The 25,982-nt window shown below is 70.9% G+C and carries 25 protein-coding genes and 1 tRNA gene; 1 reads left to right on the top strand and 25 read right to left on the bottom strand.

Annotated features, from left to right (window positions below; all coding sequences use genetic code 11):
- Nucleotides 1-9: 9 nt before the first annotated feature.
- From atpA to ACFYMP_RS04805, 20 genes are all read right to left on the bottom strand, one after another.
- Nucleotides 10-1,602, bottom strand: a complete 1,593-nt coding sequence (gene atpA / locus ACFYMP_RS04900; RefSeq protein WP_388850547.1) for a F0F1 ATP synthase subunit alpha — start codon at nt 1,600-1,602, stop codon at nt 10-12.
- A 149-nt stretch (nt 1,603-1,751) separates the two neighbouring features.
- Nucleotides 1,752-2,567, bottom strand: a complete 816-nt coding sequence (locus ACFYMP_RS04895) for a F0F1 ATP synthase subunit delta (RefSeq protein ID WP_388850544.1) — start codon at nt 2,565-2,567, stop codon at nt 1,752-1,754.
- Nucleotides 2,564-3,109 carry a F0F1 ATP synthase subunit B gene (locus tag ACFYMP_RS04890; protein ID WP_388850541.1) on the bottom strand — a complete coding sequence of 182 codons (546 nt, stop codon included), beginning with the start codon at nt 3,107-3,109 and terminating at the stop codon, nt 2,564-2,566. Before ACFYMP_RS04890 ends, ACFYMP_RS04895 begins: the two co-directional genes overlap by 4 nt.
- Before the next feature lie 42 nt (nt 3,110-3,151).
- A complete protein-coding gene (locus tag ACFYMP_RS04885; protein ID WP_388850538.1) occupies nt 3,152-3,394 on the bottom strand; it encodes a F0F1 ATP synthase subunit C in 243 nt (80 codons plus the stop codon).
- 76 nt (nt 3,395-3,470) lie between these two features.
- On the bottom strand, nt 3,471-4,292 hold the full coding sequence (gene atpB, locus ACFYMP_RS04880) for a F0F1 ATP synthase subunit A (RefSeq protein WP_388850535.1): 822 nt from the start codon (nt 4,290-4,292) through the stop codon (nt 3,471-3,473).
- Between the two features lie 225 nt (nt 4,293-4,517).
- Complete coding sequence (locus ACFYMP_RS04875; RefSeq protein WP_388850532.1) at nt 4,518-4,955, bottom strand: hypothetical protein; 438 nt, start codon at nt 4,953-4,955, stop codon at nt 4,518-4,520.
- A gap of 346 nt (nt 4,956-5,301) precedes the next feature.
- Complete coding sequence (locus ACFYMP_RS04870) at nt 5,302-6,630, bottom strand: MraY family glycosyltransferase (protein WP_388850529.1); 1,329 nt, start codon at nt 6,628-6,630, stop codon at nt 5,302-5,304.
- A gap of 182 nt (nt 6,631-6,812) precedes the next feature.
- Nucleotides 6,813-7,466, bottom strand: a complete 654-nt coding sequence (locus ACFYMP_RS04865; protein ID WP_388850526.1) for a protein-tyrosine-phosphatase — start codon at nt 7,464-7,466, stop codon at nt 6,813-6,815.
- Entirely contained in the window at nt 7,463-8,110 is a 648-nt protein-coding gene (locus ACFYMP_RS04860) for an L-threonylcarbamoyladenylate synthase (RefSeq protein WP_388850523.1), read from the bottom strand. The genes ACFYMP_RS04865 and ACFYMP_RS04860 overlap by 4 nt, the downstream gene beginning before the upstream one ends.
- A 61-nt stretch (nt 8,111-8,171) precedes the next feature.
- A complete protein-coding gene (gene prmC / locus ACFYMP_RS04855; protein ID WP_388850520.1) occupies nt 8,172-9,017 on the bottom strand; it encodes a peptide chain release factor N(5)-glutamine methyltransferase in 846 nt (281 codons plus the stop codon).
- Between the two features lie 76 nt (nt 9,018-9,093).
- Nucleotides 9,094-10,170 (bottom strand): peptide chain release factor 1, encoded by a 1,077-nt coding sequence (gene prfA / locus ACFYMP_RS04850; RefSeq protein ID WP_363148446.1) that lies wholly within the window; start codon nt 10,168-10,170, stop codon nt 9,094-9,096.
- A gap of 120 nt (nt 10,171-10,290) precedes the next feature.
- The gene (gene rpmE / locus ACFYMP_RS04845) at nt 10,291-10,515 is read right to left on the bottom strand and encodes a 50S ribosomal protein L31 (RefSeq protein WP_388850517.1); all 225 of its coding nucleotides are present in this window, start codon (nt 10,513-10,515) and stop codon (nt 10,291-10,293) included.
- Nucleotides 10,516-10,667: 152 nt separating this feature from the next.
- Nucleotides 10,668-11,774, bottom strand: a complete 1,107-nt coding sequence (locus ACFYMP_RS04840) for an LCP family protein (RefSeq protein ID WP_388850514.1) — start codon at nt 11,772-11,774, stop codon at nt 10,668-10,670.
- A gap of 362 nt (nt 11,775-12,136) precedes the next feature.
- A complete protein-coding gene (gene rho / locus ACFYMP_RS04835) occupies nt 12,137-14,293 on the bottom strand; it encodes a transcription termination factor Rho (RefSeq protein WP_388850511.1) in 2,157 nt (718 codons plus the stop codon).
- Nucleotides 14,294-14,721: 428 nt separating this feature from the next.
- Nucleotides 14,722-15,639: a homoserine kinase gene (gene thrB / locus ACFYMP_RS04830; RefSeq protein ID WP_388850508.1), complete on the bottom strand. Its 918-nt coding sequence runs from the start codon at nt 15,637-15,639 to the stop codon at nt 14,722-14,724.
- Between the two features lie 417 nt (nt 15,640-16,056).
- The gene (thrC, locus tag ACFYMP_RS04825; RefSeq protein ID WP_388850505.1) at nt 16,057-17,115 is read right to left on the bottom strand and encodes a threonine synthase; all 1,059 of its coding nucleotides are present in this window, start codon (nt 17,113-17,115) and stop codon (nt 16,057-16,059) included.
- A 6-nt stretch (nt 17,116-17,121) separates the two neighbouring features.
- Nucleotides 17,122-18,423 (bottom strand): homoserine dehydrogenase, encoded by a 1,302-nt coding sequence (locus ACFYMP_RS04820; RefSeq protein WP_388850502.1) that lies wholly within the window; start codon nt 18,421-18,423, stop codon nt 17,122-17,124.
- A 96-nt stretch (nt 18,424-18,519) separates the two neighbouring features.
- On the bottom strand, nt 18,520-19,917 hold the full coding sequence (gene lysA, locus ACFYMP_RS04815) for a diaminopimelate decarboxylase (RefSeq protein WP_388850500.1): 1,398 nt from the start codon (nt 19,915-19,917) through the stop codon (nt 18,520-18,522).
- A 20-nt stretch (nt 19,918-19,937) separates the two neighbouring features.
- Entirely contained in the window at nt 19,938-20,945 is a 1,008-nt protein-coding gene (gene nrtL / locus ACFYMP_RS04810; RefSeq protein ID WP_388850499.1) for an ArgS-related anticodon-binding protein NrtL, read from the bottom strand.
- A 91-nt stretch (nt 20,946-21,036) separates the two neighbouring features.
- On the bottom strand, nt 21,037-21,588 hold the full coding sequence (locus ACFYMP_RS04805; RefSeq protein WP_388850496.1) for a response regulator: 552 nt from the start codon (nt 21,586-21,588) through the stop codon (nt 21,037-21,039).
- 270 nt (nt 21,589-21,858) lie between these two features.
- Between ACFYMP_RS04805 and ACFYMP_RS04800 the strand changes: the two genes are divergently transcribed.
- Nucleotides 21,859-21,930, top strand: a tRNA-Arg gene (locus tag ACFYMP_RS04800).
- A 214-nt stretch (nt 21,931-22,144) separates the two neighbouring features.
- Here the strand turns inward: ACFYMP_RS04800 and ACFYMP_RS04795 are convergent.
- The 5 genes from ACFYMP_RS04795 to ACFYMP_RS04775 are packed head-to-tail and all read right to left on the bottom strand — an operon-like array spanning nt 22,145 to nt 25,982.
- On the bottom strand, nt 22,145-23,518 hold the full coding sequence (locus ACFYMP_RS04795) for a tyrosine-type recombinase/integrase (RefSeq protein WP_388850493.1): 1,374 nt from the start codon (nt 23,516-23,518) through the stop codon (nt 22,145-22,147).
- On the bottom strand, nt 23,515-23,685 hold the full coding sequence (locus ACFYMP_RS04790) for an AlpA family transcriptional regulator (protein ID WP_053637576.1): 171 nt from the start codon (nt 23,683-23,685) through the stop codon (nt 23,515-23,517). The genes ACFYMP_RS04795 and ACFYMP_RS04790 overlap by 4 nt, the downstream gene beginning before the upstream one ends.
- Before the next feature lie 16 nt (nt 23,686-23,701).
- The gene (gene repSA / locus ACFYMP_RS04785) at nt 23,702-25,060 is read right to left on the bottom strand and encodes a replication initiator protein RepSA (protein ID WP_388851013.1); all 1,359 of its coding nucleotides are present in this window, start codon (nt 25,058-25,060) and stop codon (nt 23,702-23,704) included.
- Between the two features lie 14 nt (nt 25,061-25,074).
- Nucleotides 25,075-25,740: an SAM-dependent methyltransferase gene (locus tag ACFYMP_RS04780; protein WP_388850490.1), complete on the bottom strand. Its 666-nt coding sequence runs from the start codon at nt 25,738-25,740 to the stop codon at nt 25,075-25,077.
- On the bottom strand, nt 25,737-25,982 hold the full coding sequence (locus ACFYMP_RS04775; RefSeq protein ID WP_388850487.1) for a hypothetical protein: 246 nt from the start codon (nt 25,980-25,982) through the stop codon (nt 25,737-25,739). Before ACFYMP_RS04775 ends, ACFYMP_RS04780 begins: the two co-directional genes overlap by 4 nt.

The following is a 25,982-nucleotide window of genomic DNA, read 5'->3' as shown; positions in this document are numbered from 1 at the left end:
CTTCGGTCGTCACTTGGCAGCGGTCGCGGGGGCGTCGTCGCCGAGCAGCTTGCCGTCCGAGGTCTCGAACTGCTTCTTGAACGCCGCGATGGCGTCGCCGACGGCGGTCAGGGTGTCCTCGGACATCTTGGCGCCCTCCTTGATGGAGGTCATCAGCCCCTGCTCGTTGCGGTGCAGGTAGTCCAGCAGCTCGCGCTCGAAGCGACGGATGTCGGAGACCGGCACCTCGTCCATCTTGCCGGTGGTGCCGGCCCAGACGGAGACGACCTGATCCTCGGTGGCCATCGGCTGGTACTGGTCCTGCTTGAGCAGCTCGACCAGGCGCGAACCCCGGTTGATCTGCTGCTTGGAGGCCGCGTCCAGGTCGGAGCCGAAGGTCGCGAAGGCCTCCAGCTCGCGGTACTGGGCGAGGTCCAGGCGCAGCCGGCCGGAGACCTGGCGCACCGCCTTGTGCTGGGCGGAGCCACCGACGCGGGAGACCGAGATACCGACGTTCAGCGCGGGCCGCTGGCCGGCGTTGAACAGGTCGGACTCCAGGAAGCACTGGCCGTCGGTGATGGAGATGACGTTGGTCGGGATGAACGCCGAGACGTCGTTGGCCTTGGTCTCCACGATGGGCAGACCCGTCATGGAGCCGGCGCCCTCCGCGTCGGAGAGCTTGGCGCAACGCTCCAGGAGACGCGAGTGCAGGTAGAAGACGTCTCCGGGGTACGCCTCGCGCCCCGGCGGGCGGCGCAGCAGCAGGGACACGGCGCGGTAGGCGTCGGCCTGCTTGGAGAGGTCGTCGAAGATGATGAGGACGTGCTTGCCCTCGTACATCCACTGCTGGCCGATGGCGGAACCGGTGTACGGCGCCAGGTACTTGAAGCCGGCCGGGTCGGACGCCGGGGAGGCCACGATGGTCGTGTACTCCAGGGCGCCGGCCTCTTCGAGCGCACCACGCACGGAGGCGATGGTGGAGCCCTTCTGGCCGATGGCGACGTAGATGCAGCGGACCTGCTTCTTCGGGTCGCCGCTGCGCCAGTTGTCCCGCTGGTTGATGATCGTGTCGACGGCCAGGGCGGTCTTGCCCGTCTGGCGGTCGCCGATGATCAGCTGGCGCTGGCCGCGGCCGATCGGGGTCATGGCGTCGACGGCCTTGTACCCGGTCTCCATGGGCTCGTGCACCGACTTGCGCTGCATGACCGTGGGGGCCTGCAGTTCGAGGGCGCGGCGGCCCGAGGTCTCGATGTCGCCGAGGCCGTCGATCGGGGTGCCGAGGGGGTCGACCACGCGGCCGAGGTAGCCCTCGCCCACGCCGACCGACAGGACCTCACCGGTACGCGTGACCGGCTGGCCCTCCTCGATGCCGCTGAACTCGCCGAGGACGATCGCACCGATCTCGCGCTCCTCAAGGTTGAGGGCGAGACCAAGGGTGCCGTCCTCGAACTTCAGCAGCTCGTTCGCCATGGCCGAGGGCAGTCCCTCGACCCGGGCGATGCCGTCGCCGGCGACGGTGACAGTTCCGACCTCCTCGCGCGAGGCCGCGTCCGGCTTGTACGACTGGACAAAGTTCTCCAGCGCGTCCCGGATCTCCTCCGGCCGGATCGTGAGCTCCGCCATCTGGGTTCCCTGCTCTCCTTGTTGGGCCCGAAGTACTTTGGGGGTTCCTGGGGGCTCCCCCCAGAACTTCTTCATCCTGTGGACGGCCCAACCGGGCCGTTGGATCTAGCTGTTGGTTCTGCTCGGTGTGCCGCGCGGGGCAGGCCGGGTCAGCCGGCCATCCGACGGCTCGCGTCGTCGAGACGGTCCGCGACGGAACCGTTGATGACCTCGTCGCCCACCTGGACCCGGACTCCGCCTACCACCTCGGGGTCCACCTCCAGGTTGAGGTGCATCGTGCGGCCGTACAGCTTGGCGAGCGCGTCGCCGAGCCGCCGCTGCTGCACCGTGGTCAGCGCGACCGCGGAGGTCACGATGGCGACCAGCCGGTTGCGCCGGTCCGCGGCCAGCTTGGACACGGTCTCCAGACCGCTTTCCAGGCTACGTCCTCGCGGCTGCGAGACGAGGCGCGCGATCAGGCGCTCCGTCGTGCTGTGCGCGCGGCCGGCCAGCAGGGACCGCACCAGCTCCGCCTTGGCGGCGGCCGGGGCGGCCGAGTCGGTCAGCGCGGCGCGCAGCGCGTGGTCGGAGGCGGCGATCCGGCCGAAGCGGAAGAGTTCGTCCTCCACGTCGTCCAGCGCACCGGCCCGCTGTGCGGCCGTGAGGTCGGCCAGGGCGGCCAGCTCCTCCAGGGTGTCCACCAGATCGCGCGAACGCGACCAGCGGGCGCGCACGACTCCGGCCACCAGATCGGCGGTGGCACCGCTGACCTGGCCGCCGATGAGGCGCTGGGCCAGGGTGGCCTTGGCCTCGGCGGGCTGCGCCGGGTCGGTGAGGACCCGACGCAGGGACACCTCGCGGTCGAGCAGCGCAGTGACGGCTGCCAGCTCGTCGGCGAGCGTGACGGCGTCCACGGACGCGGAGTCCGTCAGGGCGTCGAGACGCTCAACGGCGGCGGACAGTGCCTCGCGGCTCGCTCCGTTCATCGCGCAGCCTCTGCCTTCGCGTCGAGTTCGTCGAGGAAGCGGTCGATCGTGCGGCTCTGCCGCGCGTGGTCCTCAAGGGACTCGCCGACCAGCTTCCCGGCCAGGTCGGTGGCCAGCCGGCCGACGTCCTGGCGCAGGGACTGCGCGGCGGCCTTGCGGTCGGCCTCGATCTGGGCGTGGCCGGCGGCGATGATCTCCTCGCGCTGCCGCTGGCCTTCCGCACGCATCTCCTGGATGAGCACGGCACCCTGCTCCTGGGCCTCCGAGCGCAGCCGGGCCGCCTCGTGCCGGGCCTCGGCGAGCTGGGCCTTGTACTGCTCCAGCACGCTGTCGGCTTCGGTCTTGGCAGCCTCGGCCTTCTCCATCCCGCCCTCGATGGCCTCGCGGCGCTCGTCCAGAACCTTGTTGATGTTCGGGAGGAGCTTCCAGGCGAGGAGGCCGAAGACGATGACGAAGGCGATGGCGCCGATGACCAGTTCGGGGATCGGCGGGACGAGGGGGTTCTCCGCGTCCTCGGCCGCGAGCATCAGCAATGAGCTCACTTCAGTGCCTTCCGTCTAGTGGGCGTTCGTCGAACGGTCGGATCAGGGGCCGTAGACGAACGGCATGACCAGACCGATGAGGGCGAGCGCCTCACAGAAGGCGAAGCCGAGGATCTGGTTGGCGCGGATCAGGCCGGCCGCCTCGGGCTGCCGGGCGAGGGCCTGCGTGCCGTTACCGAAGATGATGCCGACGCCGACGCCGGGGCCAATGGCGGCGAGACCGTAACCGATGGAACCGAGGGAGCCGGTAACGCCATCGGCGGCAAGGGTCTGGAGAGCGGACATGCCGGTTCTTCCTTCTCTTTACAAGGGCCGGTGGGGGTTGGCCACCGGACGATCAGGGGATCTGCTGGACGGGCGCTCAGTGATGCTCGGCGACGGCGCCCTGGAGGTAAGTGCAGGTGAGGAGCACGAAGACGTACGCCTGAAGCGCCTGGATGAACAGCTCGAAGGCGGTCATCACGATGGTCATGATGAACGAGACCCCGGCGTACGCGATACCGATGCCGTTCAGCAGGTACCAGCTCGCGATCGTGAACAGCAGGATCAGCGTGTGGCCCGCGAACATGTTGGCGAACAGTCGCACGGCGTGCGTGAACGGCCGCACCAGCAGGTTCGAGAACAGTTCGATGAACGCGGCCAGGTAGGCAACCGGACCGAGCGACTTGTCGAAGCCCGTCACGTTCTTCCAGAAGCCGGTCCAGCCCTGGCGCTTGAAGGTGAGGCTGATCCAGGTCACGTAGACGACCGCGGCCAGCACGGCCGGGTACGAGATGACCGAGGTGACCGGGAACTGGGCGACCGGAATGATCGACCAGAGGTTCATCATCCAGACGAAGAAGAAGAGGGAGACGACGAGCGGCACCCACTTCTCGCCTTCCTTCTTGCCCATCGTCTCGTAGACGACGCCGCGGCGGATGAAGTCGTAGCCGGCCTCGGCGACCATCTGGAGCTTGCCCGGAACGACCTTCGGCTTGCTGAAGGCGGCCCAGAAGAAGCCGACGATGATGACCGACCCGAGCAGGGCCAGCAGCATCGTCTTGTTGAAGTACAGATTGCTGTCCCCGTCACCGAACAGCGGCTCGAACAGGAACGAGTGCAGGCCCGGGGCCGGGAAGCCACATCCGTCGAAGATGTGGCAATTGGTCTCGAAGGCGAGCACCTGCGTCGGGTCAGCACTCACCGCGGGCTCCTTCAGCGTGGCGCATAGGTACGGCAACCTCGATGTGTCGGCGCGGCGCGGAGCCGCTGGTCGGCACTGGACTGGTGGTTCGGGTGTGGGGGCGGCTCTCGGGCGCCCGGGGTCGCGGTCGTGCGGGCATCAGTTGTGACGCCCGCGCCCGCAACGCCGCAGTTGGAACCGGACAATAGCAGTGTCGAGAACCGCCATTTATCCCGGCCCTACCTCTCATGCGGCGGACCCCGACTTCGCCTCCGGCTTGGCGTCGGTCGCCTCAGGGTTCACGTAGAGGATCTTGGCCTTCGTGTGGGCGAGCGCCTGGGCCGCGATCCACACGAGGGTGGTCGCGACGATGGTGCTCGCGAACGCCTTGGGACTGAACAGGCTCGTGTTCTTGAAGGCCGCCACGAAGACGAACAGCAGCAGGAGTTGCGCGGTGTACAGCGCGAGCCCCATGGCCTGGAAGATCTGCGGGTACGCCTTCGCCACCCACTGCAGGACGCCGAGTCCGATGCCCATGAACAGGATCACCACGAGGGCGGCGATCCCGGCACCGAGGGCGCCCTTGCCGCCCGCCACGAACGCGCTGACGACAGCGGCGATCGCGCCGGCGGCGGCTGTGGGGACAGCGGTCCGCAGGAGGAGGCGGGTGTCTTGGGAGGACATGGCGGCAGCTCCGCAGCTGGGTGGGGCAAGGTTTGCGGGGACGAGCGTAGAGCCGGGGCGGAGAGAGGACCTCCGGCCAACGTGCCGTCGTGCGACGGCTCTTCGACCCTGTTCCCTCGGCTTCGTGAACGGTATCACAAACTATTTGATGAGGTCTTTACCTCGAACGTGTGCTTACTGTCACACGTGAGGGCTAACCCGCCCGTTTGGGCGTGACCTCTGGTCAACATGTCTGGTATTAACGGGATTTTGCCCCCGGTTCGATGAGTACGGCGCGTTACGGTGAACCTGCAACGATCTGCGGGAGCACCCGTGACCACCCCGGGTCCGGACCCCGTCCGGCCTCTCACCGGCTCGACGCGGCCTTGCGCCGCTCCTCCAGGTCGTCTCCGGCCCGCAGGGCGGTGGCCCCGTTGAGGGTCCGGGTGGGCGCGGAGGGCCGCCGGCCGGCCTCCGCGGCCTCGCGGGCGGCGGCCGCCTCGGCCCGCGCGCGGCGCAGGGCGGCCCTCCTGCGGCGGTAGCGGGGCGGCACGACGGACTCCGCCCAGTGCGGCACCCGGGGCCGGAAGCGGGGCAGCAGGAGCAGCACCAGGCCCACCCCGCTCAGCGCCACCACGGCCAGCACGATCCACATGGAGGCCGAGTTCACCGAGTAGGCGAGGGTGCCGAAGGAGATGAGCGCGCACCAGAAGTACATGATCAGCACCGCGCGGCTCTTGGAGTGCCCGAGCTGGAGCAGCCGGTGGTGCAGGTGCCCGCGGTCGGCCGCGAACGGCGACTGCCCGCGCCAGGTGCGCCGTACGACGGCCAGGACGAGGTCCACGGCCGGTACGGCGATGATCGTCAGCGGCAGCACCAGGGGGATGTACGAGGGCACCGTCTCGTGCACCGCGTCGCGCTCGGAACCGGCGAACAGGTTGAGCGCGCTCGGGTCGACCTGCCCCGTGATGGAGATGGCCCCGGCGGCCAGCACGAGGCCGATGAGCATCGAGCCGGAGTCGCCCATGAAGATCCGGGCGGGCGGCATGTTGTGCGGCAGGAAGCCCAGGCACATCCCGATGAGGATCGCCGAGAACAGCGAGGCGGGGGCCGCGGCCTCCAGCCCGTAGCCGTACCAGATGCGGTAGGCGTACAGGAAGAAGGGGATCGCCGAGATGCACACCATGCCGGCGGCCAGTCCGTCGAGTCCGTCCACGAAGTTGACCGCGTTGACGGTGATCAGCACGATCGTCACGGTCAGCAGGTTGCCCTGCCAGGAGCTGAGCAGCACCGTCCCGACGCCGGGGACCGGCAGCCACAGGATCGTGAGGCCCTGGATGACCATGACACCGGCCGCGATCAGCTGACCGCCGAGCTTCACCAGGGCGTCGATCTCGAACTTGTCGTCCAGGACTCCGACGATCCAGATGATCGCCGCCCCGGACAGCAGGGCGCGCGGTTCGTGGGAGTCGGCGAAGACCGGGTTGAGGTTGTCCAGGTTGTCGGCGACCAGCAGCCCCGCGCACAGCCCCGCGAACATGGCGATCCCGCCCAGCCGGGGCGTGGGTTCGCGGTGCACGTCACGCGCGCGGATCTCCGTCATCGCCCCGGCCACGATCGCGAACTTCCGCACCGGTCCGGTCAGTAGATACGTCACCGCGATCGTGATGCAGAGCGTCAGCAGGTATTCACGCACGGGCTTCCCCACAGATTTCGCCGGCCATCTCCAGTGCACACCCTAGCTTCGCGTGCAGGGGTCCCCGGACTTCCGGGTAGCGAGGCCGGTTGCCCGAAAACCCGTACACACAGGGGCAGCAGCCCGTGATCCGGCGGAAATCACCGGCCCCCTCCGCCGTCCCCGGTGTGCGCGGGTCACGGTCAGCGCGGTCCGGGCAGGCCGGTGAGCGCGGTCACCACCGGCCCGAGCGCCTCCTGGATCTCCTCGCCGATGGCCTGGAAGAAGGTCAGCGGGGCGCCGTAGGGGTCGTGCACCTCGTCGGCGTCCACGGTCGGGGCCAGCAGCCAGCCGCGCAGGGCCGCGGCGGCCCGCACGAGGGCCCTGGCCCGCTCGGCGAGGCCGTCCTGGAGCGGGTCGGGCAGCGTGGCCGGGTCTATCGCCCGTACGAGCCGGGTGAACTCCTTGAGCGTGAAGGTGCGCAGCCCGGCGGAGTGCCCCATCGAGATGACCTGCGCGCGGTGGTCGCGGGTCGCGGTGAGGACGAGGTCGGCCTGGATCACGTGCCCGTCGAGGAGTTCGCGCCCCTTGAAGCCGCTCGCGTCGGCCCCGAAGTCGGCGAGCACCGTCTCGGCGTGCGCCTCCATGGGGGCGCCCTCGTGTCCCCAGGTGCCGGCGCTCTCCACGACGAGTTCGGCGCCGGGCCAGGCGCCGAGCCGGTCACCGAGGGCATGCCGGGTCAGCCGCTCCGTGATGGGCGAGCGGCACACGTTCCCGGTGCTGACGTGGAGGATGCGGAAGGGGGCCGGAGCGTATGTCCCGGCCGGTATGCCTCGCCCCTCTGCGGGGGCCGTCAATTGGCCACCTCAAGGTCGGGTACCACCTTGCGCAGCTCGTCCGCGTCCAGCACCCCGCTGCGCAGCAGCACGGGGGTGTCGCCGCTCACGTCGACGATGGAGGAGGGCACGTTGCCGGAGGTGGGGCCGCCGTCGAGGTAGACGGAGACGGAGTCGCCGAGCATCGCCTGGGCGGCGTCGCAGGTCTCGGGGGCCGGGTGGCCGGTCAGGTTGGCGCTGGAGACGGCCATCGGGCCGAACTCGGTGAGCAGTTCGATCGCGACCGGGTGCAGCGGCATCCGGATCGCGACGGTGCCCCGGGTGTCGCCGAGGTCCCAGGCCAGGGAGGGCTGGTGGCGGGCGACGAGGGTGAGCCCGCCGGGCCAGAACGCGTCGACGAGGTCCCACGCGGTCTCGGAGAAGTCGGTCACCAGCCCGTGCAGGGTGTTCGGCGAGCCGATCAGCACGGGGGTGGGCATGTTGCGGCCCCGGCCCTTCGCGTCGAGCAGGTCGGCGACCGCGTCGGCGCCGAAGGCGTCCGCGCCGATCCCGTAGACGGTGTCGGTGGGCAGCACGACGAGTTCGCCGCGGCGGACGGCGGAGGCGGCCTCGCGCAGGCCGGTGGCGCGGTCGGTCGCGTCGTTGCAGTCGTATCGCCGAGCCATCAGCCGGTCTCCTCAAGGTGCGTGGTGGTGAGCGGGTGGGTGGGACAGGGGCGGGCGAGGGTCACGGCGTGGCCCTGCGGGCGGTGGCGAAGCGCGGGCGCTTGTTGAGGTCGGGGTGGTCGGCGGCGTCCGCCCAGCCCTGCTCCTCGGTGAACAGCCACGGCACCTGTCCGCCCTGGGTGTCGGCGTGCTCGATGACGACGACCCCGCCGGGCCGCAGCAGCCGGTGCGCGGTGCGCTCGATGCGGCGGATGGTGTCGAGTCCGTCCTCGCCGGAGAACAGCGCCATCTGCGGATCGTGGTCGCGGGCCTCGGGAGCGACGTACTCCCATTCGGTCAGCGGGATGTACGGCGGGTTGGAGATCACCAGATCGACCTGGCCGTCCAGTTCGGGCAGCGCGCCGAAGGCGTCGCCCTGGTGCAGGTGCACGCGGGAGCCGGCGGTGTTCCTGCGGGTCCACACGAGGGCGTCCTCGGACAGCTCGACGGCGTGCACGGTGGAGCGCGGCACCTCCTGCGCGAGGGCGAGCGCGATGGCGCCCGAGCCGGTGCACAGGTCGACGATGAGGGGTTCGACCACGTCCATGGCGCGTACGGCGTCTATCGCCCAGCCCACGACCGACTCGGTCTCCGGCCGGGGCACGAACACGCCGGGGCCGACCTGGAGTTCCAGGTAGCGGAAGAAGGCCCGCCCGGTGATGTGCTGGAGCGGCTCGCGGGCCTCGCGGCGGGCGACGGTCTCCCAGTAGCGCGCGTCGAAGTCCGAGTCCTTGACGGTGTGCAGCTCTCCGCGCTTGACGTCGTGCACGAAGGCGGCCAGCTCCTCCGCGTCGTTGCGCGGGGAGGGCACGCCGGCGGCGGCGAGCCGCTGGGTGGCCTGGGCCACCTCGGCGAGCAGGAGGTTCACGCGCCTGTCCTTCCTCTGGCGCCGGCGCCGCCGGCTGCCGCGGCCCCGCGGGAGCGGGGGCCTCGCATGGTCACACTCACGCCGCGGCGAGCTTGGCCGCGGAGTCCGCGTCCACGCACGCCTGGATGACGGCGTCGAGTTCGCCGTCGAGCACCTGATCCAGGTTGTACGACTTGAACCCGACCCGGTGGTCGGAGATGCGGTTCTCGGGGAAGTTGTACGTGCGGATCTTCTCCGAGCGGTCCACGGTGCGCACCTGGCTGCGCCGCGCGTCGGCGGCCTCGCGCTCGGCCGCCTCCTGGGCGGCGGCCAGCAGCCGCGAGCGCAGGATGCGCATGGCCTGCTCCTTGTTCTGGAGCTGGCTCTTCTCGTTCTGGCAGGAGGCCACCACACCGGTGGGCAGGTGCGTGATGCGCACGGCGGAGTCGGTGGTGTTCACGGACTGGCCGCCGGGACCGGAGGAGCGGTACACGTCGATGCGCAGGTCGTTCGCGTGGATCTCGACGTCCACCTCCTCGGCCTCGGGGGTGACGAGGACACCCGCGGCGGAGGTGTGGATGCGGCCCTGCGACTCGGTCGAGGGCACCCGCTGCACGCGGTGCACCCCGCCCTCGTACTTGAGGCGGGCCCACACGCCCTGGCCGGGTTCGGTGGCCCCGTTGCCGCCCTTGGTCTTGACGGCGACCTGGACGTCCTTGTACCCGCCGAGTTCGGACTCCGTGGAGTCGATGATCTCGGTCTTCCAGCCCACGCGTTCCGCGTAGCGCAAGTACATGCGCAGCAGGTCGCCGGCGAACAGGGCGGACTCGTCGCCGCCGGCGCCCGCCTTGATCTCCAGGATGACGTCCTTGTCGTCGCTGGGGTCGCGCGGGACCAGGAGCAGCCGCAGCTTCTCCGTCAGCTCCTCGCGACGCTCCTCCAGCTCCTTGACCTCGGCGGCGAAGTCCGGGTCCTCGGCGGCGAGTTCACGGGCGGTGCCGATGTCGTCACCGGTCTGCCGCCAGGCGCGGTAGGTGCCGACGATGGGGGTCAGCTCCGCGTACCGCTTGCTCAGCCTGCGCGCGTTCGCCTGGTCGGCGTGGACCGAAGGGTCGGCGAGCTTCTGCTCCAGATCGGCGTGCTCGCCGATCAGTTCCTCGACCGCCTCGAACATCTCCGGGCTCCTGTTACTGCTCACGAGAGGGCTGCGACAGCCGTCCGGCGGACGGCTGGAAGAAAAAGCGCCGGCCCCGGTCGCCCCGTGGGGCGGCCGAGGACCGGCGCGGGTGGCTCGCTACTTCTTGGCGGAGCCGGCAGCCTTGCCGAAGCGGGCCTCGAAGCGGGCCACGCGGCCGCCGGTGTCGAGGATCTTCTGCTTGCCCGTGTAGAACGGGTGGCACTCGGAGCACACGTCGGCACGGATGGTGCCGTTGTCGACGGTGCTGCGGGTCGTGAACGACGCGCCACAGGTGCAGCTGACCTGCGTCTCGACGTACTGGGGGTGGATGTCGCGCTTCAAGGGTGTCTCCTAGTTTCGGGAGGGTGCCGGGTCGTACGAGCGGATTGTCCGTACGTGAACCGGGACCGACGTACCAGTCTGCCAGGACCGGCCGCATCCCCCAAAACCGGGGTACGGCCGCAGGTATTCCCCGGGGCGGGCCACCAGCCGGACTATCCGCTGACGACCCCGTCGGCGCCGCCCTCGGCGTCCCCGTCGGTGGCCGTCCTCGGGACGGGCTTGTCGCCCTTGAGCGCCTGCCACACCTGCTGGTCCCTGGCGGTGTCGGGCAGCACCCGGTTGGCGTTCATCTGGTCGTAGCGCACCGGCAGCGTGACCATCGTCGTCCCGGAGGAGTCCACGCCCTTCACGGACTTCCCGAAGGAGGCGAGCGAGCCCACCGAGTCGAGGCCGGAGTCGGTCGTGATCGCGCTGGTCGCGGCGGAGGCCAGCTTGTACGCCTTCGCGGGGTTGCCCAGGACGCCGACGTGCTCGACGCGCTGGAGCAGCGCCTTCACGAACGCCTGCTGCAACTGGATGCGGCCGAGGTCGCTGCCGTCGCCGACGCCGTGCCGGGTGCGCACCAGCGCGAGGGACTTCTCGCCGTCGAGGGTGTGCCGCCCCGCCGCGAGGGACAGGTGGCTCTTCGGGTCCTGGATGTCCTTGTGCGTGGTGACCGGGATGCCGCCGAGGGTGTCGACGAGCTTCTTGAACCCGGTGAAGTCGACCTCGACGTAGTGGTCCATGCGGATGCCGGACATCGCCTCGACGGTCTTGACCGCGCACGCGGGCCCACCGGTCTGGTAGGCGCTGTTGAACATCTGCTGGCGCGCCCCGGGCACCCGCTTCCCCTCGGGAGTGGTGCACTGCGGCCGGTCGACGAGGGTGTCGCGCGGTATGGAGACCACGCTGGCCTTCTTGTGGCCCTTGTAGAGGTGCACCACCATCGCGGTGTCCGAGCGGGCGGTGCCCTCGTCGGCGCCGTACTGCCCGTTGGCCCCCGAACGCGAGTCCGAACCGAGGACCAGGAGGTCCATCGAGCCGTTGTCGGCGTCGGCCGGCCGGTCGTCGCCGAGGGCCGCGTCGATGTCGACGCCCTTGATGTTGTGGTTCAGGTGGTAGTACGCGTAACCGAGCCCGGAGCCGCCGAGGACGACCACCCCGGCCGCGCTCCAGGCGGCCACGACGAGCCCTCTGCGTCGGGCGCGGGGCCTGCGGCGGCGCCCCTTGCCGGCTCTGCGGCGCGGCGCACTGTCCGGGGCCGTGCTGGTCTCAGGCATGTGCTCCTCAGCTCTCCTGCCGTTCGGCTACCCCCCTGGCGGTATGTCCTGTTCCGGTCCGTGCTACGGGCCGGCACCGGGCCAGCGTCGCACAGCGGCCTGAGCGTTCCCGGGGCGTGGGAACGGCGTCCCGGACCCGGCTACTTCGCCGCCACACGCGCGTGACCTGCGGTTTCCTCGTACGAGGGGCGCGCCCGGACGCGTGGGCCGGCGTACCCCGGCTGTGGCAAAGCTCTCGCGGGGCGGCCCCGGACAGGGACACGGACACGGACACGGACACGGCGGAGGGCCGCCCCCTCGTAAGGGGGCGGCCCTCCGCCGCGTCCGTGCGTCCGTCGCTCAGGCCCGCGAGGACGAGAGCGTCACTCGTTGCCGTTGTTGTTGACCCCGGGTGTCGTCTTCTGGATCTGGAGCAGGAACTCCGCGTTGGACTTCGTCTTCTTCATGCGGTCCAGCAGCAGCTCGATCGCCTGCTGCTGGTCGAGCGCGTGCAGCACCCGGCGCAGCTTCCAGACGATGCCCAGCTCCTCGTTGTTGAGGAGGATCTCCTCCTTACGAGTGCCGGAGGCGTCGACGTTGACGGCGGGGAAGATCCGCTTGTCGGCGAGCTTGCGGTCGAGGACGAGCTCCATGTTGCCGGTGCCCTTGAACTCCTCGAAGATCACCTCGTCCATGCGGGAGCCGGTGTCGACCAGCGCGGTGGCGAGGATGGTCAGCGAACCGCCGTCCTCGATGTTGCGCGCCGCTCCGAAGAACCGCTTCGGCGGGTAGAGCGCGGTCGAGTCGACACCACCGGAGAGGATGCGCCCGGAGGCCGGGGCCGCCAGGTTGTAGGCGCGGCCCAGACGGGTGATGGAGTCCAGCAGCACGACGACGTCGTGGCCCAGCTCCACGAGGCGCTTGGCCCGCTCGATGGCGAGTTCGGCGACCGTGGTGTGGTCCTCGGCGGGCCGGTCGAAGGTCGAGGAGATGACCTCGCCCTTGACCGAGCGCTGCATGTCGGTGACCTCTTCCGGACGCTCGTCGACCAGGACGACCATCAGGTGGCACTCGGGGTTGTTCGTGGTGATCGCGTTGGCGACCGCCTGCATGATCATGGTCTTGCCGGCCTTCGGCGGGGCCACGATCAGTCCGCGCTGGCCCTTGCCGATGGGGGCGACCAGATCGATGATCCGCGTGGTGAGCACCCCGGGGTCGGTCTCCAGACGGAGCCGGTCCTGCGGGTACAGCGGGGTCAGCTTCTGGAACTCGGGCCGGCCGCGGCCGGACTCGGGCGCCATGCCGTTGACCGAGTCGAGGCGCACGAGCGCGTTGAACTTCTCGCGCCGCTCGCCGTCCTTGGGCTGACGGACCGCGCCGGTGACGTGGTCGCCCTTGCGCAGGCCGTTCTTGCGGACCTGGGCCAGCGAGACGTACACGTCGTTGGGGCCCGGCAGGTAGCCGGAGGTCCGGATGAACGCGTAGTTGTCGAGGATGTCGAGGATGCCCGCGACGGGGATCAGGACGTCGTCGTCGTGGACCTGCGGCTCGCTGATCTCGTCACGGCCCCGGCGGCCCCTGCGGTCGCGGTAGCGTCCGCGCCGGCCGCGACGGCCGCCCTCGTCGTCGAAGTCGTCCTGGCGGTTGTCCCGGTTGTCGCGGTCGTGCTGCTTCTGCCGGTTCTGGCCGCCGCCCGACTGGTCGTCGCCGCCGCCCTTGTTGCCGCGCCGGTTGTTGTCCCGGTCCCGGTTGCCCTCGCGGTTGTTGTCGCGGTTGCCCCCGCCGTCGCGGTTGTTGTCGCGGTTGCCGCCGCCGTCGCGGTTGTTGCGGTCGCGCCGGTTGTTGCGGTCCCGGGTGCGGCCCTCGGCGTTGTTGCCCTCGCCGTCCGTGTGCTGGCCGCCCTGTCCGCCGTCCTGGCGGTCCTGGCGGTCCTGCTTCTGGCGGCCCTCGCCGCGCTCCGCGGTCTCGGTCCTGGCCTCGCCGCCCGCCGTCTCGGGGCTGCCCGCCTCGGCGGTGGCCCGGCGGCGGCGACGCTCGCCCGCGGGCTGCTCCTCGGCGCCGGCGCCCTGCTCGGCGGCCTTGGGGGCCTGACCGGGGATGTCGATCTGCTGCTGACCGGAGGGGTCGGGCTGCTGGGCGCGCTCCGCCTTGGCGGTGGGCTCCTTCGCGGCCGGCTCCTTCGCGGGAGCGGCGGGAGCGGCCTCCTTCTCGGCGTCCTCGCCGGTGCGGGTCTTGGCCGTCGCACGCCGCTTGGGCTTGCTCGGCGCGCCCTCGGCGCTCTTGGCCGGAGCGGCGGCCCCGTTGCCCGCCTGCGCCTCCTTGATGACGTCGATCAGCTGGCTCTTGCGCATCCGCGCGGTGCCCCTGATACCGAGGCCGGAGGCGACCTGCTGAAGTTCTGCCAGCACCATGCCGTCAAGGCCGGTGCCGCGGCGCCGCCGGGTTCCGGCCGAGGCACCGGAGGCAGCATCCGTGGTGGGCGCGGCCGCATCAGCCGTGCTGTCGGCACTCATGCCCATCAGATCGGTGGTGTCGCTCACGAAGGGTCCTTCCCTGGAGCGGACGTCGGCCTGTCTGGCTCGGCGACCGGTTGTGCTGTCCGGCTGTGGTCCTCGGTGTACGGACTGTGCCGGGGCGGTGGACCGCCAAAGAGGCGGAAGAATACGGTGGTGGGGACGGCTGACTCAGCCGTGTCACCACTTGTCTGTGTCACGAGGCTGGTTCACGCCCGTTCCGGAGCGGATCGGCGCCGCTTCATGCCGAGGTCGTCCCGCTGGGGAATTCCTGGGTGTGGCATGGAGCGGTACGGAGGCTCCCGGAAGATGAGTCGTCCCGTCCTGAGCTGCTGACGGTGACAGGAACTGCGGTGACACGAAGCACCTCGTCGACCAGTGGTCGGGTGCGTACCACAGGTTAACAGTACCGTATCCAACAAATATTCCCCCTCTCTTGTCCTGGCAACCGCGGATCACGGTGCCAGCGGCAGCACACTCGCGCCCGCGGTGTCGAGCGCGAGCCGGTTGGCCGCCCACCCGTCGCCCGCGAGCCGCGCGACCTTGTCGGCCGCGTCGCCTTGGACCAGCGCGAGGACCGTGGGGCCCGCGCCGGAGATGACCGCGGGGACCCCGTCGGCCCGCAGGCGTTCCACCAGGGCCAGCGAGTCGGGCATCGCCGGGGCCCGGTACTCCTGGTGGAGCCGGTCCTCGGTGGCCGTGTAGAGCAGCTCGGGGCGCCTGGTCAGGGCCTCGACGAGCAGTGCGGCGCGCCCCGCGTTGGCGGCGGCGTCGGCGTGCGGGACGGTGCGCGGCAGCAGTCCGCGCGCGGTCTCGGTGAGCACCGGGTTGCCGGGGACGAAGACCACGGGGACGACGGACGCGTGCGGCGTCATCCGGAGGGCCTGCGCGGACCCCCCGTCCATCCAGGACAGGGTGAACCCGCCCAGCAGACAGGCCGCGACGTTGTCCGGATGGCCCTCGATCTCGGTGGCCAGCTCCAGCAGCGCCGGGTCGTCGAGCCGGTTCTCGCCGCCGATGGTGACCGCGCGGGCGGCGACGACGGCGGCGCAGATCGCGGCGGAGGAGGAGCCGAGGCCCCGGCCGTGCGGGATGCGGTTGGCGCAGACGATCTCCAGTCCGCGCGGCTGTCCGCCCAGCAGGTCGAAGGCGGCGCGCAGGGACCGCACCAGCAGGTGGTTCTCGTCGCGGGGCAGCGAGTCGCCGCCCTCACCCGCGATGTCGATCCGCAACCCGGAGTCGGCCACCCGGACCACGACGTCGTCGTAGAGCCCCAGCGCGAGTCCGAAGGCGTCGAAACCGGGGCCGAGATTGGCGCTGGAGGCGGGGGTGCGCACCCGGACGGCGGCGGCGCGGAAGGCGGGAGGGGCCATCGCTCGTGGACTCTCCTTGTGACGGCTCGTGACGGCGGGCGGGACGACCGCCCCATTTCGTACGGCCGGTTCGGACGGCCGCACGGACGATGACGGTCGGATGTGCGGAATTTACGTGCTGGGCCGGGGTTTTTCCGCGCTTGTGAGGAACTGCGGAATCATCCAGGGGCCACAACGGCGGCAGCACCGCGGCACGGGCGGCGGGGCAGGTGGGGTACAGCCTATCGAAGGAAGGATGCGCGGCGACATAGGGCGCACAGGAGGCGCACGGCGCGTGTCGCGTGCCCCGTGTGCGACCCGGGGGGATTCGCCCTCTGACGGGCCGTATGCGGTGGGTCGTCCCCGCGAGTCGCCCCCGCGTCCACCCGGGGCCGGGTGCCGTACCGGCTCGTACGGCACCCGCGCGCGCCGTGGCCGCTACGCGAGACCGAGGCGTTCGGCCGCCGCCGCGGCGTCGACCGGGATGACGGTGGGCCGCGGGGCGCCCTCGGTGGCCCGGTCCGGGTCCTTGAGCCCGTTGCCGGTGACCGTGCAGACGATGCGCTGACCGGGTTCGACCTTGCCCAGTTCCGCTGCCTTGAGCAGGCCGGCGACCGAGGCGGCCGAGGCGGGCTCGACGAAGACGCCCTCCTGTCCCGCCAACAGCCGGTAGGCGGCGAGGATCTGCCGGTCGGTCACCTCGTCGATGAGACCGCCCGACGCGTCGCGGGCGGCGAGCGCCTGCTTCCAGGAGGCGGGGTTGCCGATCCGGATGGCGGTCGCGAGGGTCTGCGGGTCCTTGACGACCTCCCCGCGCACGATGGGCGCCGAACCACTCGCCTGGAAGCCCCACATGCGCGGCGTGTGCGTGGACACCCCGTCGGCGGCGTACTCGGTGTACCCCTTCCAGTACGCGGTGATGTTGCCCGCGTTGCCGACCGGGAGGACGTGGATGTCGGGGGCGTCGCCGAGCGCGTCGACGATTTCGAAGGCCGCGGTCTTCTGGCCCTCGATACGCACCGGGTTGACCGAATTGACGAGCGCCACCGGGTAGTTGTCGGAGAGCGCGCGGGCGAGCGTGAGGCAGTCGTCGAAGTTGCCGTCGACCTGGAGGATCTTCGCGCCGTGCACGAGGGCCTGGCCCATCTTGCCGAGCGCGATCTTGCCCTGCGGCACGAGGACGGCGCTGACCATCCGGGCGCGTACCGCGTAGGCGGCGGCCGAGGCGGAGGTGTTGCCGGTGGAGGCGCAGATGACGGCCTTCGCGCCCTCCTCCTTGGCCCGCGTGATGGCCATCGTCATGCCGCGGTCCTTGAAGGACCCGGTGGGGTTCGCGCCCTCGACCTTGAGGTGCACCTCGCACCCGGTGCGCTCGGAGAGCACCTGCGCGTGGACGAGGGGCGTGCCGCCCTCGCCGAGCGAGACGATCTGCGTGGTGGAGGACACCGGCAGCCGGTCCCGGTACTCCTCGATGATGCCGCGCCACTGGTGGACCATGACTGCCTACTCTCCTTCGACCCGCATGATGCTGGCGACGCCCCGCACGGTGTCGAGGCGACGCAGCGCCTCGACGGTGGTGGTCAGGGCCGCGTCGGGGGCCCGGTGGGTGACGACGACGAGGCTGGCCTCGCCGCTCCCGTCCCCGCGTCCCTGCTGGCGCACCGTGTCGATCGATACGCCCTGCTCGGCGAAGACCGTCGCGACCTGGGCGAGCACGCCCGGCTTGTCGGCCACGTCGAGGCTGATGTGGTAGCGCGTGACGACCGCGCCCATGCCGTTCACCGGGAGGCCGGTGTAGACGGACTCGCCGGGGCCGGTGGCGCCGGCGAGCCGGTTGCGGCACACGGCGACGAGGTCGCCGAGAACGGCCGAGGCGGTCGGCGCGCCGCCGGCCCCGGGCCCGTAGAACATGAGCCGTCCGGCCGCCTCCGACTCGACGAACACCGCGTTGTACGCCTCGCGGACGGAGGCCAGCGGGTGGCTGAGCGGAAGCATCGCGGGGTGGACGCGGGCGGTGACGGTGCGGCCGTCGGCGGCGCGTTCGCAGATCGCGAGGAGTTTGATGGTGCAGCCCATGGCGCGCGCGGAGGCGAAGTCGGAGGCGGTCACCTCGGTCATGCCCTCGCGGTACACGTCGTCGAGCCTGACCCGGGTGTGGAAGGCGATCCCGGCGAGGATCGCGGCCTTCGCGGCGGCGTCGAAACCCTCGACGTCGGCGGTCGGGTCGGCCTCGGCGTAGCCCAGGGCGGTGGCCTCGTCGAGGGCCTCCTGGTAGCCGGCGCCGGTCGAGTCCATCTTGTCGAGGATGAAGTTGGTCGTGCCGTTGACGATGCCGAGCACGCGGTTGACGTGGTCGCCGGCGAGGGACTCGCGCAGCGGCCGGATCAGCGGGATCGCCCCGGCGACGGCGGCCTCGTAGTAGAGGTCGCGGCCGTGTTCCTGGGCGGCGGCGTGCAGGGTGGTGCCGTCCTGGGCGAGCAGCGCCTTGTTCGCGGAGACGACGGAGGCGCCGTGCTCGAAGGCGGTGGTGATGAGGGTGCGGGCGGGCTCGATGCCGCCGATCACCTCGACCACGACGTCGATGTCCCCGCGTTTGACGAGGGCGGTGGCGTCGGTCGTGACGAGGGCCGGGTCGACGCCCTCGCGGACCTTCCCGGGGCGGCGCACGGCCACCCCCGCGAGCTCCACCGGGGCGCCGATCCGCGCGGCGAGGTCGTCGGCGTGCGTCGTCATGATGCGCGCCACCTCTGAGCCGACTACCCCACAGCCCAGCAGCGCCACCTTCAGCGGACGCGTACGCATCATCCGACCTCGTTTCCTTACTTCTGTTGCGGTGGGTCCAGTCTCACGCACCGGACGGGAGTTTTTACCCCCCGTCCGGATGACGAGACGACTATTTCATCAGCCGACATCGAGCCGGAGGAGATCCTCTTCCGTCTCCCGCCGGACGATCACCCGGCCCCCGCCGTCACGGACGGCGACGACGGGCGGCCTGAGCGCGTGGTTGTAGTTGCTGGCCATCGACCGGCAGTAGGCGCCGGTGGCGGGGACGGCGAGGAGGTCGCCGGGCGCGAGGTCGGCGGGGAGGAAGGCGTCGCGTACGACGATGTCGCCACTCTCACAGTGCTTGCCCACGACCCGGACGAGCATCGGCTCGGCCTCGGAGGTGCGGGAGGCCAGCGTCACGGTGTAGTCGGCGTCGTAGAGCGCGGTACGGATGTTGTCGGACATCCCGCCGTCCACCGACACGTAGGTGCGCAGCCCTTCGAGCGGCTTGATGGTGCCGACCTCGTACAGCGTGAAGGCGGTGGGCCCGACGATGGCGCGTCCGGGCTCGACGGAGATGCGCGGCACGGCGAGCCCGGCGGACTCGCACTCGCGGGTCACGATCTCGCTGAGCGCCTTCGCGATCTCGTGCGGTTCGCGCGGGTCGTCGTCCGAGGTGTACGCGATGCCGAGGCCGCCGCCGAGGTCGATCTCGGGCAGTTCCACGCCGTGCTCGTCACGGATCTGGGCGAGCAGTCCGACGACCCGGCGTGCGGACACCTCGAAGCCGGCCATGTCGAAGATCTGCGAGCCGATGTGGGAGTGGATGCCGATGAGTTCGACCCCGTCGAGGGTCAGCGCCCGGCGTACCGCCTCGGCCGCGTTGCCGTCGCCGAGCGCGAGCCCGAACTTCTGGTCCTCGTGGGCGGTGGCGATGAACTCGTGGGTGTGCGCCTCGACGCCGACGGTGACCCGGATCTGGACGCGCTGCCGCCTGCCGAGGTCCTGGGCGGTGTGCGAGACGCGGACGAGTTCCTGGAAGGAGTCGACGACGATGCGCCCGACGCCCGCCTCGACGGCCCGGTGGATCTCCTCGGGGGTCTTGTTGTTGCCGTGGAAGGCGATGCGCTCGGCGGGCATCCCGGCGTCGAGCGCGGTGAGCAGCTCGCCGCCCGAGCACACGTCGAGGTTGAGCCCCTCCTCGTGCAGCCAGCGCACGACGGCGCGGGAGAGGAACGCCTTGCCCGCGTAGAACACGTCGGCGCCCTCCCCGAAGGCGGCGCGCCACGCGCGGCAGCGGGCCCGGAAGTCCTGCTCGTCGAGGAAGTAGCCGGGGGTGCCGAACTCCTCGGCGAGCCGGGTGACGGACACCCCGCCGACGGTCAGCGCGCCCTCGGCGGCCGGGTCGCGGGTGACGGTACGGGCCCAGACCTTCGGGTCGAGCGCGTTGAGGTCGGCGGGCGGGGCGGAGTAGTGCCCCTCGGGCAGGACGTCTCCGTGCCGGGGTCCTGCGGGGTGGGCGGAACGGCTCATGACGGGTCTCTCGGTCTCTCTCAGACGAATTCCGGCGCACTGACGCCGAGCAGGGACAGGCCACCGGCGAGCACCGTCCCGGCGGCTTCGGCGAGGGCGAGCCGGGCGCGGTGGGCGGCCAGGGGTTTGTGCCCGCCGAGCGGCAGCACTCCGCCGCACCGGTCGTGGAAGTCGAAGAAGGCCCCGGCCACGAGGACGAGTTCCCGCGCGACGCGTTCGGGCGCCCGCCGCCGGGCGGCGAGCCGCAGCACGGAGGGCCACTCCCCCAGCACGCGCACCAGCCCGGCCCCCTCCGCCCCGCTCTCCCCGGCCTCCGGCCCGAAGCCGAGCTCGCGTGCGTTGCCGACGAGACGGCGGGCCCGGGAGTGCGCGTAGCGCACCAGGAACAGCGGGTTCTCGGCCCGCTGCGCGAGCAGGGTCCCGGGATCGAGTACGGGCCGGTCGTGGGCGGCCGCGGACAACAGGGCCCAGTGCAGGGCGTCCTCGCCGAGAAGCGCGTACGGGTCGCGGACGACGGGGGTGGGCGGGGCGGTACGCGGCGCGAGGCCCTCGGTGGACGAGCGCCGGGCGCGAGCGCCCTGGGCCTGGACGAGCCGGACGACGGCGTCCGCGAAGACCTGAGCCCGCAGGTCGTCCTCGGCGGCCCGCAGCACGAGGTCCGTGTCCGCCAGTTCGTCCCCGTGCCCGTAGCGCGCGCCGTCCCGGGCGACGACCGTCACGAGGGAGCGTTCGCGGCTGCCCCCGTCGAGCGCGATGTTGAGGAACCCGGGCCCGGTGACGCGTACCTCGGCCACCCCTTCGCTCGCGAGCAGCCGCCCGCGCAGCAGACGGGCGATCTCGGGGGCGGGTCGCCCCAGGGCGGAGGCGATCTGGAGAGCCGCGTTGGTGGCGTAGTCCCCGAACCCCCCGGGCCGGGGTGGCGCGACCACGACACGCCCCCAGACGCCTTCGGCCTCCTCGATCTCCCCGGCGTCCACGGCACGGCGCACGGCGTGCTGGACGGTGCGGGACAGCTCGGCGGGGGTCACGAGTCCAGCGTATGGGAGAGAGGGGTGGTGGAGGCCAACGGGTTTACCGGAGGTCCCGGGATGTGGACACAGGGAAGCGGTCCGGCCGGCCTCAGTGGCCGCCGCCGCCCGGCGGCGGGGGCGGGCCGTGGTGTCCCTGGTCGCCGTGGCCGCCCTCGCCGCGGGGCTCGGGAGCGGGCAGCTCGGCTGCCGTGCTCCCCTTGGAGTCCGTGGCCCCGTCCCGCTCGGCGTGTGCCTCGGAGGCGGCGACCCGGAGCGCCCCGCGCCGGCCGTGCTCCAGGAGTTCCCGCACGACGGCGACGAGGCAGTCCGGCTCGAAGGGCTTGGCGAGGAAGGAGTCCACCCCGGCGTCCGTGGCGCGATCCACCTCGCTCGCGGAACAGGCGCTCACGACGGCGAGCGGAACGTCGCGGGTACGGGGATCGGCCCTCAGCAGGGCGGCCGTCCGCAGCCCGTCGAGCCGCGGCATGACGACGTCGAGGGTGATGACATCGGGCCGCACCTCGTGGACGATGTCCAGGCACTCGACGCCGTCGGTCGCGGTCACGACCTCGAACCCCTCAAGTTCGAGATTGACCCTGATCAGCTGCCGGATCACCTTGTTGTCGTCGACGACAAGGACCCGGCCGGTCGCGCCTGGCACAACGACGAGAGTAGGCGCCCCCACCACACCCCGTCCCGCTTTTCACGACTTCTGCCCCCTACCGGGGGACGCCACCGGGCCGCCCCCGGCAAGCCCGCGCGGGAGTCGATCATCCGTCCAGCAGCTCTGGGCAAGGCTTGCCGCGAAACCCCACCGCCCCCGCCCGCCGGAGGCGGCCGCGCCCCTCCCCCCACCACGCGGAATACCCGTTCCTGGCCACCCCCGGAGAGCTGGTAGTGTTCTACCCGTCACCGCGACAGCGGCAGACACGCCCCCGTAGCTCAGGGGATAGAGCAACGGCCTCCGGAGCCGTGTGCGCAGGTTCGAATCCTGCCGGGGGCACCCTGTATGAGGTGCCCAAAGACCCCGTCACCAGCGGAAACGCTGAGGCCGGGGTCTTCGCGTATGTGCAGCCGTATGCCGCTCGGAGCGGCCGTATGTCGAGGTCTGTGGACGAGGCGTGGACGGGATCTTGAAGCGTTGTCCCAGGTGAGCCGCCGAAAACGCGGAGGCCCCTGGACAGGGTGCCAGGGGCGTCGGGCGCGGTCAGGTGGTGTCAGTCGTACTCGCGGAGCAGATCCTCGATGCGCCGGTTGGCGACGTCCTGCCGCCCGTCGAGGCACTTCGCGTAGCGGGTTAGCAGGACCTCGACACTGTTGCCGGCGCGCTCGGCCACCTCAGTCGGGTCGACACCGGCGTTGAGCCACGTCGACAGCGCCGAGTGCCGAAGGTCGTACGGCCGACTCGCGAGCGGCGAGGCCGCAACGGCCGGCGGAAGCGCGAGGAGCCGGGCCTCCTGCCAGACGCGGTAGTAGGTCGAGGAGGGGACGACCGCGCCCTTCTCGCTGAAAAACAGCCGCCCATCGTCCGCCGTGCCGAAGGTAGCCAGGTGCTCGCGGAGCACCGCGACGAGGTGCGGCGGGATGGGCACCCGGCGGACATCCTCAGCCGGTCGGTTCTTCAGCCCTCGGTCGTCGTGGGTCTCCCCCGAGTCGGTCCACTGCTTGCCAGCGGACGGACGGGTCCGGTGGAGCAACGCCGAGCCCCAGCCGTGTTCGGGGAGCTTCAGGTCAGTCTCGACGAGGCCGACCGCTTCCGCCGGCCGGAGCCCACCGAAGTACATGGCGGCGAACAGGCCCACGAGCCGACGCCCACGAGCACGCCGATGCACACCGACGTAAGAGACGGCCGCCAGGAGGTTGCGAGCCTGCTCCGGATTGGCAACCACCCGCGGATCGACCTGGTTGGACACCTTCGGTTTCTGCCACCGTACGGCCGTAATCGGGTTCTCTCGCAGCTCGCCCAGGTCTACTGCGTAGTTCGCAGCGTTCACGAGCGTCCGGCGCTTACGTCGCACCGTTTCCGCTGCTGCGGCTGTTCCGTCGAGCTTGAGTTTCAGTGCGTCGAGCACTGCACGAGCCGTGGCAGGTTCGGCGAGATCAGTGAGCGGCCGAGACGCCTTGGACACCCAATGAAGAACGTTGCGCACATCGTCCGGGACTTCGCGGTCGTTCGGCGCCGGAAGAACGAAAGACCAATTGCGGAGTGCTCTGCGGATCATCTCGTCAGACGGCCTACTGGGACGCTCGCCGAGAAGCTGCATGGTCACGCTGGTGAGCGACTCGTTGATGCCGTCGCGCGTGTTGGGGGCAGCATGCGGCCACTTCATTGCGAGGTACCGCAGTGCGAAGTCATACCAAGACACGGCCGACTTCGTCTCTTCCATCGACACCGGGAGACCGGTACCCGTATCGAACTCCTCGCCATCACGCATCGCACGCATGAGCTTGGTGCGGTAGTGGTCGGCGAGAGCCTTGGTTCGAAAGGACTCAGAGAAGACGTTGCCGGACACTGACCAGCGAACTCCGTAAGACGGTGTCTTCGTGTCCCGCTTACGGACACTCCAGACCTTTACGTCGAGTGATTTCACGCGGCGGTCTCCAACTGCCGCAGCCAAGTGCGGAAGTCGCTCCGCCACACTCGCAGTTCCCCGTTGGGCAGTTTGAATGCGGACGGCCCGTGTCCGAGCTCACGCCACCGATAGAACGTACGCCGGGAGACTCCCCCAAGCTCATCAAGGATCTGCGGAACGGTCATCAGCTCGTCTTTCACGTCAGGCTCCTCCCAGGGCTGCGAGTTCTTCGCGGGCGGTTTGGCGGTTGAGCTGGAGATCCCGGGCGATGGTGGCGGCGAGCACGGACTCCCCCGGGGTGTGGCCGTGGCCGGCGTACTGCCAGTCGGTGAGGACGAGGACGGTGTCTGGCTCGCGGTCGTCCAGGGCGAGGGCGGCGTGTTCCTGGGCGGCGCGGTAGTCGGCGCGTGCCTGGCGGAGGGCGCCGAGGGTGGTCGAGTAGCGGCGGCTCTTGCTGGAGAAGTGGCCGCGGAAGCCGAGCATGTGAGCCCAGGCCCACAGCCGCCGGTCCGGATAGAGCGGATCGAGCGTCTTGCACGCGGCGATGAGCCGGCGGGCGTGGTCGGGGACGCCGTGGCGGTCGAGTTCAGACAGCTCCCCCACCCGGCGGTCCAGCGTGCCCGTGTTCTCAGCCGCTTTGGTCGCGTACTTGGCGACGTACGAGGCAACGGCCTGTTCGGTGATGTCGGAGCCGTCGCCGAACGCCTTCACGGGCCGTACGTCGAGCTGGGTGCCCCACCGGAAGGTGCGGGCCGGTTGGCCGTCGGCGGCCGGAACCGAGACGGAGGTGTAGGAGTGTGCGGCGGCGGCGCGGATGGCGTCGGCGAGGAGATCGACCGTGGCCCAGGACGGTGGCGGGGCGTCCGGGCCGTCGGGTCCATCGATACGGATCACGGCATGGAAGTGCACGGCGCCGCGTTTCTGGAACTCGGCAACCTTGCCGTACGACAGCCGGGCGCACTCCTTCAGCTCGCGTTGGGTGATGCCGGCGCGGGCGGCGATCTCGCGGCGCAGGCGGTTGGTGAAACGCTGCCATAGCTGCCCGGCGTGGTTATTGAACAGCACAGCGCCGGCGTAGTCGTACGTCGCCGGGTCGAGGGCGCTGCCCAGCTCCGGGGCGTCCGGGGTGTGGCGGGTTCCGCAGCGGCAGATGCCGCGGTCGGGCCGGTTGTGGACCGGGCCGAACGAGGGGGCGGTGAGGGTGGCGAAGACCCGCGGGTGATCCCGGACAGTGGCGGGGATGTCGCGGCGTTCGTCACCGGCGAGTCCGGCGCGGATGAGGTGGTAGGTGTCGCCGGCGTAGGTCCAGGCGCAGGAGGGGCAGCGGGAGGCGCGGCGGTTGCCGCAGGCGACACGCAGCCGTCCGCCGGGCTCGTCGGCGGTGGTGTAGTGGTGCAGGGTCTCGCCGGTGGTCTTGTCCTTGTGGATCGTCCATCCGCTCAGGTGGATCGGGTCGGAGCAACCGCCGGTGCGGCGGATCTGGTCTTGCCAGCGGTCGAAGCCCGAGGACCCGGCCACCCGCAGCAGGTCGCCGAGGGTGATCGGGTCCAGGCCCGCCATGGTGGCGGTGCCGTTCACGCGGCGACCTCCAGGAGGGAGGCGTACAGGGCGGTGCCGACGTGTTCGGTGTAGGCGGGCGGGATGCACTCGCGGATGCCGTCGCGGTTCATCCAGGACACCCGCATGTCGTCGCGGGCTTCCTGGACGCCGGAGAAGTTGCCGACGTAGTGCGCGAAGTGCCCGGCAGCCCGCGGGCGGCCCATCTTTGTCAGCGGCGCCGTGTGCCGCCGGTGGCGGGGCGGGGTGAAGGTGAAGCCGCCGCCGGTCTCGAACAGGCGGTGGCGATAGGTGTGCATGCCGAACACCGCCGCACACAGGGTGACCGGCTCGCGCAGCTCCGGGCCCGCCTCTTCCACGTTCTCGATCACCCACGGCCGGCCGGTGGCTTCCAGGGCGGTCCGGACGGGGGCGATCAGGTCGGGGTGGTCGCGGTGCTGGATGCGCTGGGCGAGGGTGTAGCGCTGGCACGGGGGCGAGGCGTGGATGAAGTCGAACTCCGCGCCGTGCTCGCGGACGAAGGCGAGCGCGTCCGCCTGGACGAACCGGAACGGGTAGCGGGGCTGCGGGGCGAGGTCAACGCCGGTGACGTCGAAACCGGCCAGGTGGTAGCCCATGGAGGCCCCGCCCTGGCAGCAGAACAGGTCCAGCACCCGCAGGCCGTTGGGAAGCGCGGCGTTCATCGGGCACCGCCCTTGCGGCTCTTGCGCGGGAGGTCGGAGTGGAACCGGTGGGTACCGAGGTCGCGGCCGTCGTGCTCGTGCCGGGCGGCGTTCGAGTTGCGGTCATTCCAGTCCTCCGCGCACACCTTGTGGACGGGCTCACCGGCGTGGGAGCGCAGCGGGGTGGGCTTGCCGCACTGGGTGCACGGGCAGTCGCCGGCGTGGTCGTAGTGCTGTCCGGAGTTCCAGTTCAGGAGTCCCAC

This window comes from Streptomyces sp. NPDC007088, from assembly GCF_042869355.1.
Taxonomy (GTDB): domain Bacteria; phylum Actinomycetota; class Actinomycetes; order Streptomycetales; family Streptomycetaceae; genus Streptomyces.
This window is presented reverse-complemented; position numbering and strand designations above follow the sequence as displayed.

Bases quoted from the DNA above. Each gene is read 5' to 3' on its own strand.
- atpA (WP_388850547.1), bottom strand. From the start codon at position 1,602: ATGGCGGAGCTCACGATCCGGCCGGAGGAGATCCGGGACGCGCTGGAG.
- ACFYMP_RS04895 (WP_388850544.1), bottom strand. From the start codon at position 2,567: ATGAACGGAGCGAGCCGCGAGGCACTGTCCGCCGCCGTTGAGCGTCTC.
- ACFYMP_RS04885 (WP_388850538.1), bottom strand. From the start codon at position 3,394: ATGTCCGCTCTCCAGACCCTTGCCGCCGATGGCGTTACCGGCTCCCTC.
- ACFYMP_RS04875 (WP_388850532.1), bottom strand. From the start codon at position 4,955: ATGTCCTCCCAAGACACCCGCCTCCTCCTGCGGACCGCTGTCCCCACA.
- ACFYMP_RS04860 (WP_388850523.1), bottom strand. From the start codon at position 8,110: ATGGCTCGGCGATACGACTGCAACGACGCGACCGACCGCGCCACCGGC.
- prfA (WP_363148446.1), bottom strand. From the start codon at position 10,170: ATGTTCGAGGCGGTCGAGGAACTGATCGGCGAGCACGCCGATCTGGAG.
- ACFYMP_RS04840 (WP_388850514.1), bottom strand. From the start codon at position 11,774: ATGCCTGAGACCAGCACGGCCCCGGACAGTGCGCCGCGCCGCAGAGCC.
- thrB (WP_388850508.1), bottom strand. From the start codon at position 15,639: ATGGCCCCTCCCGCCTTCCGCGCCGCCGCCGTCCGGGTGCGCACCCCC.
- thrC (WP_388850505.1), bottom strand. From the start codon at position 17,115: ATGGTCCACCAGTGGCGCGGCATCATCGAGGAGTACCGGGACCGGCTG.
- ACFYMP_RS04820 (WP_388850502.1), bottom strand. From the start codon at position 18,423: ATGATGCGTACGCGTCCGCTGAAGGTGGCGCTGCTGGGCTGTGGGGTA.
- lysA (WP_388850500.1), bottom strand. From the start codon at position 19,917: ATGAGCCGTTCCGCCCACCCCGCAGGACCCCGGCACGGAGACGTCCTG.
- ACFYMP_RS04790 (WP_053637576.1), bottom strand. From the start codon at position 23,685: ATGACCGTTCCGCAGATCCTTGATGAGCTTGGGGGAGTCTCCCGGCGT.
- repSA (WP_388851013.1), bottom strand. From the start codon at position 25,060: ATGGCGGGCCTGGACCCGATCACCCTCGGCGACCTGCTGCGGGTGGCC.
- ACFYMP_RS04780 (WP_388850490.1), bottom strand. From the start codon at position 25,740: ATGAACGCCGCGCTTCCCAACGGCCTGCGGGTGCTGGACCTGTTCTGC.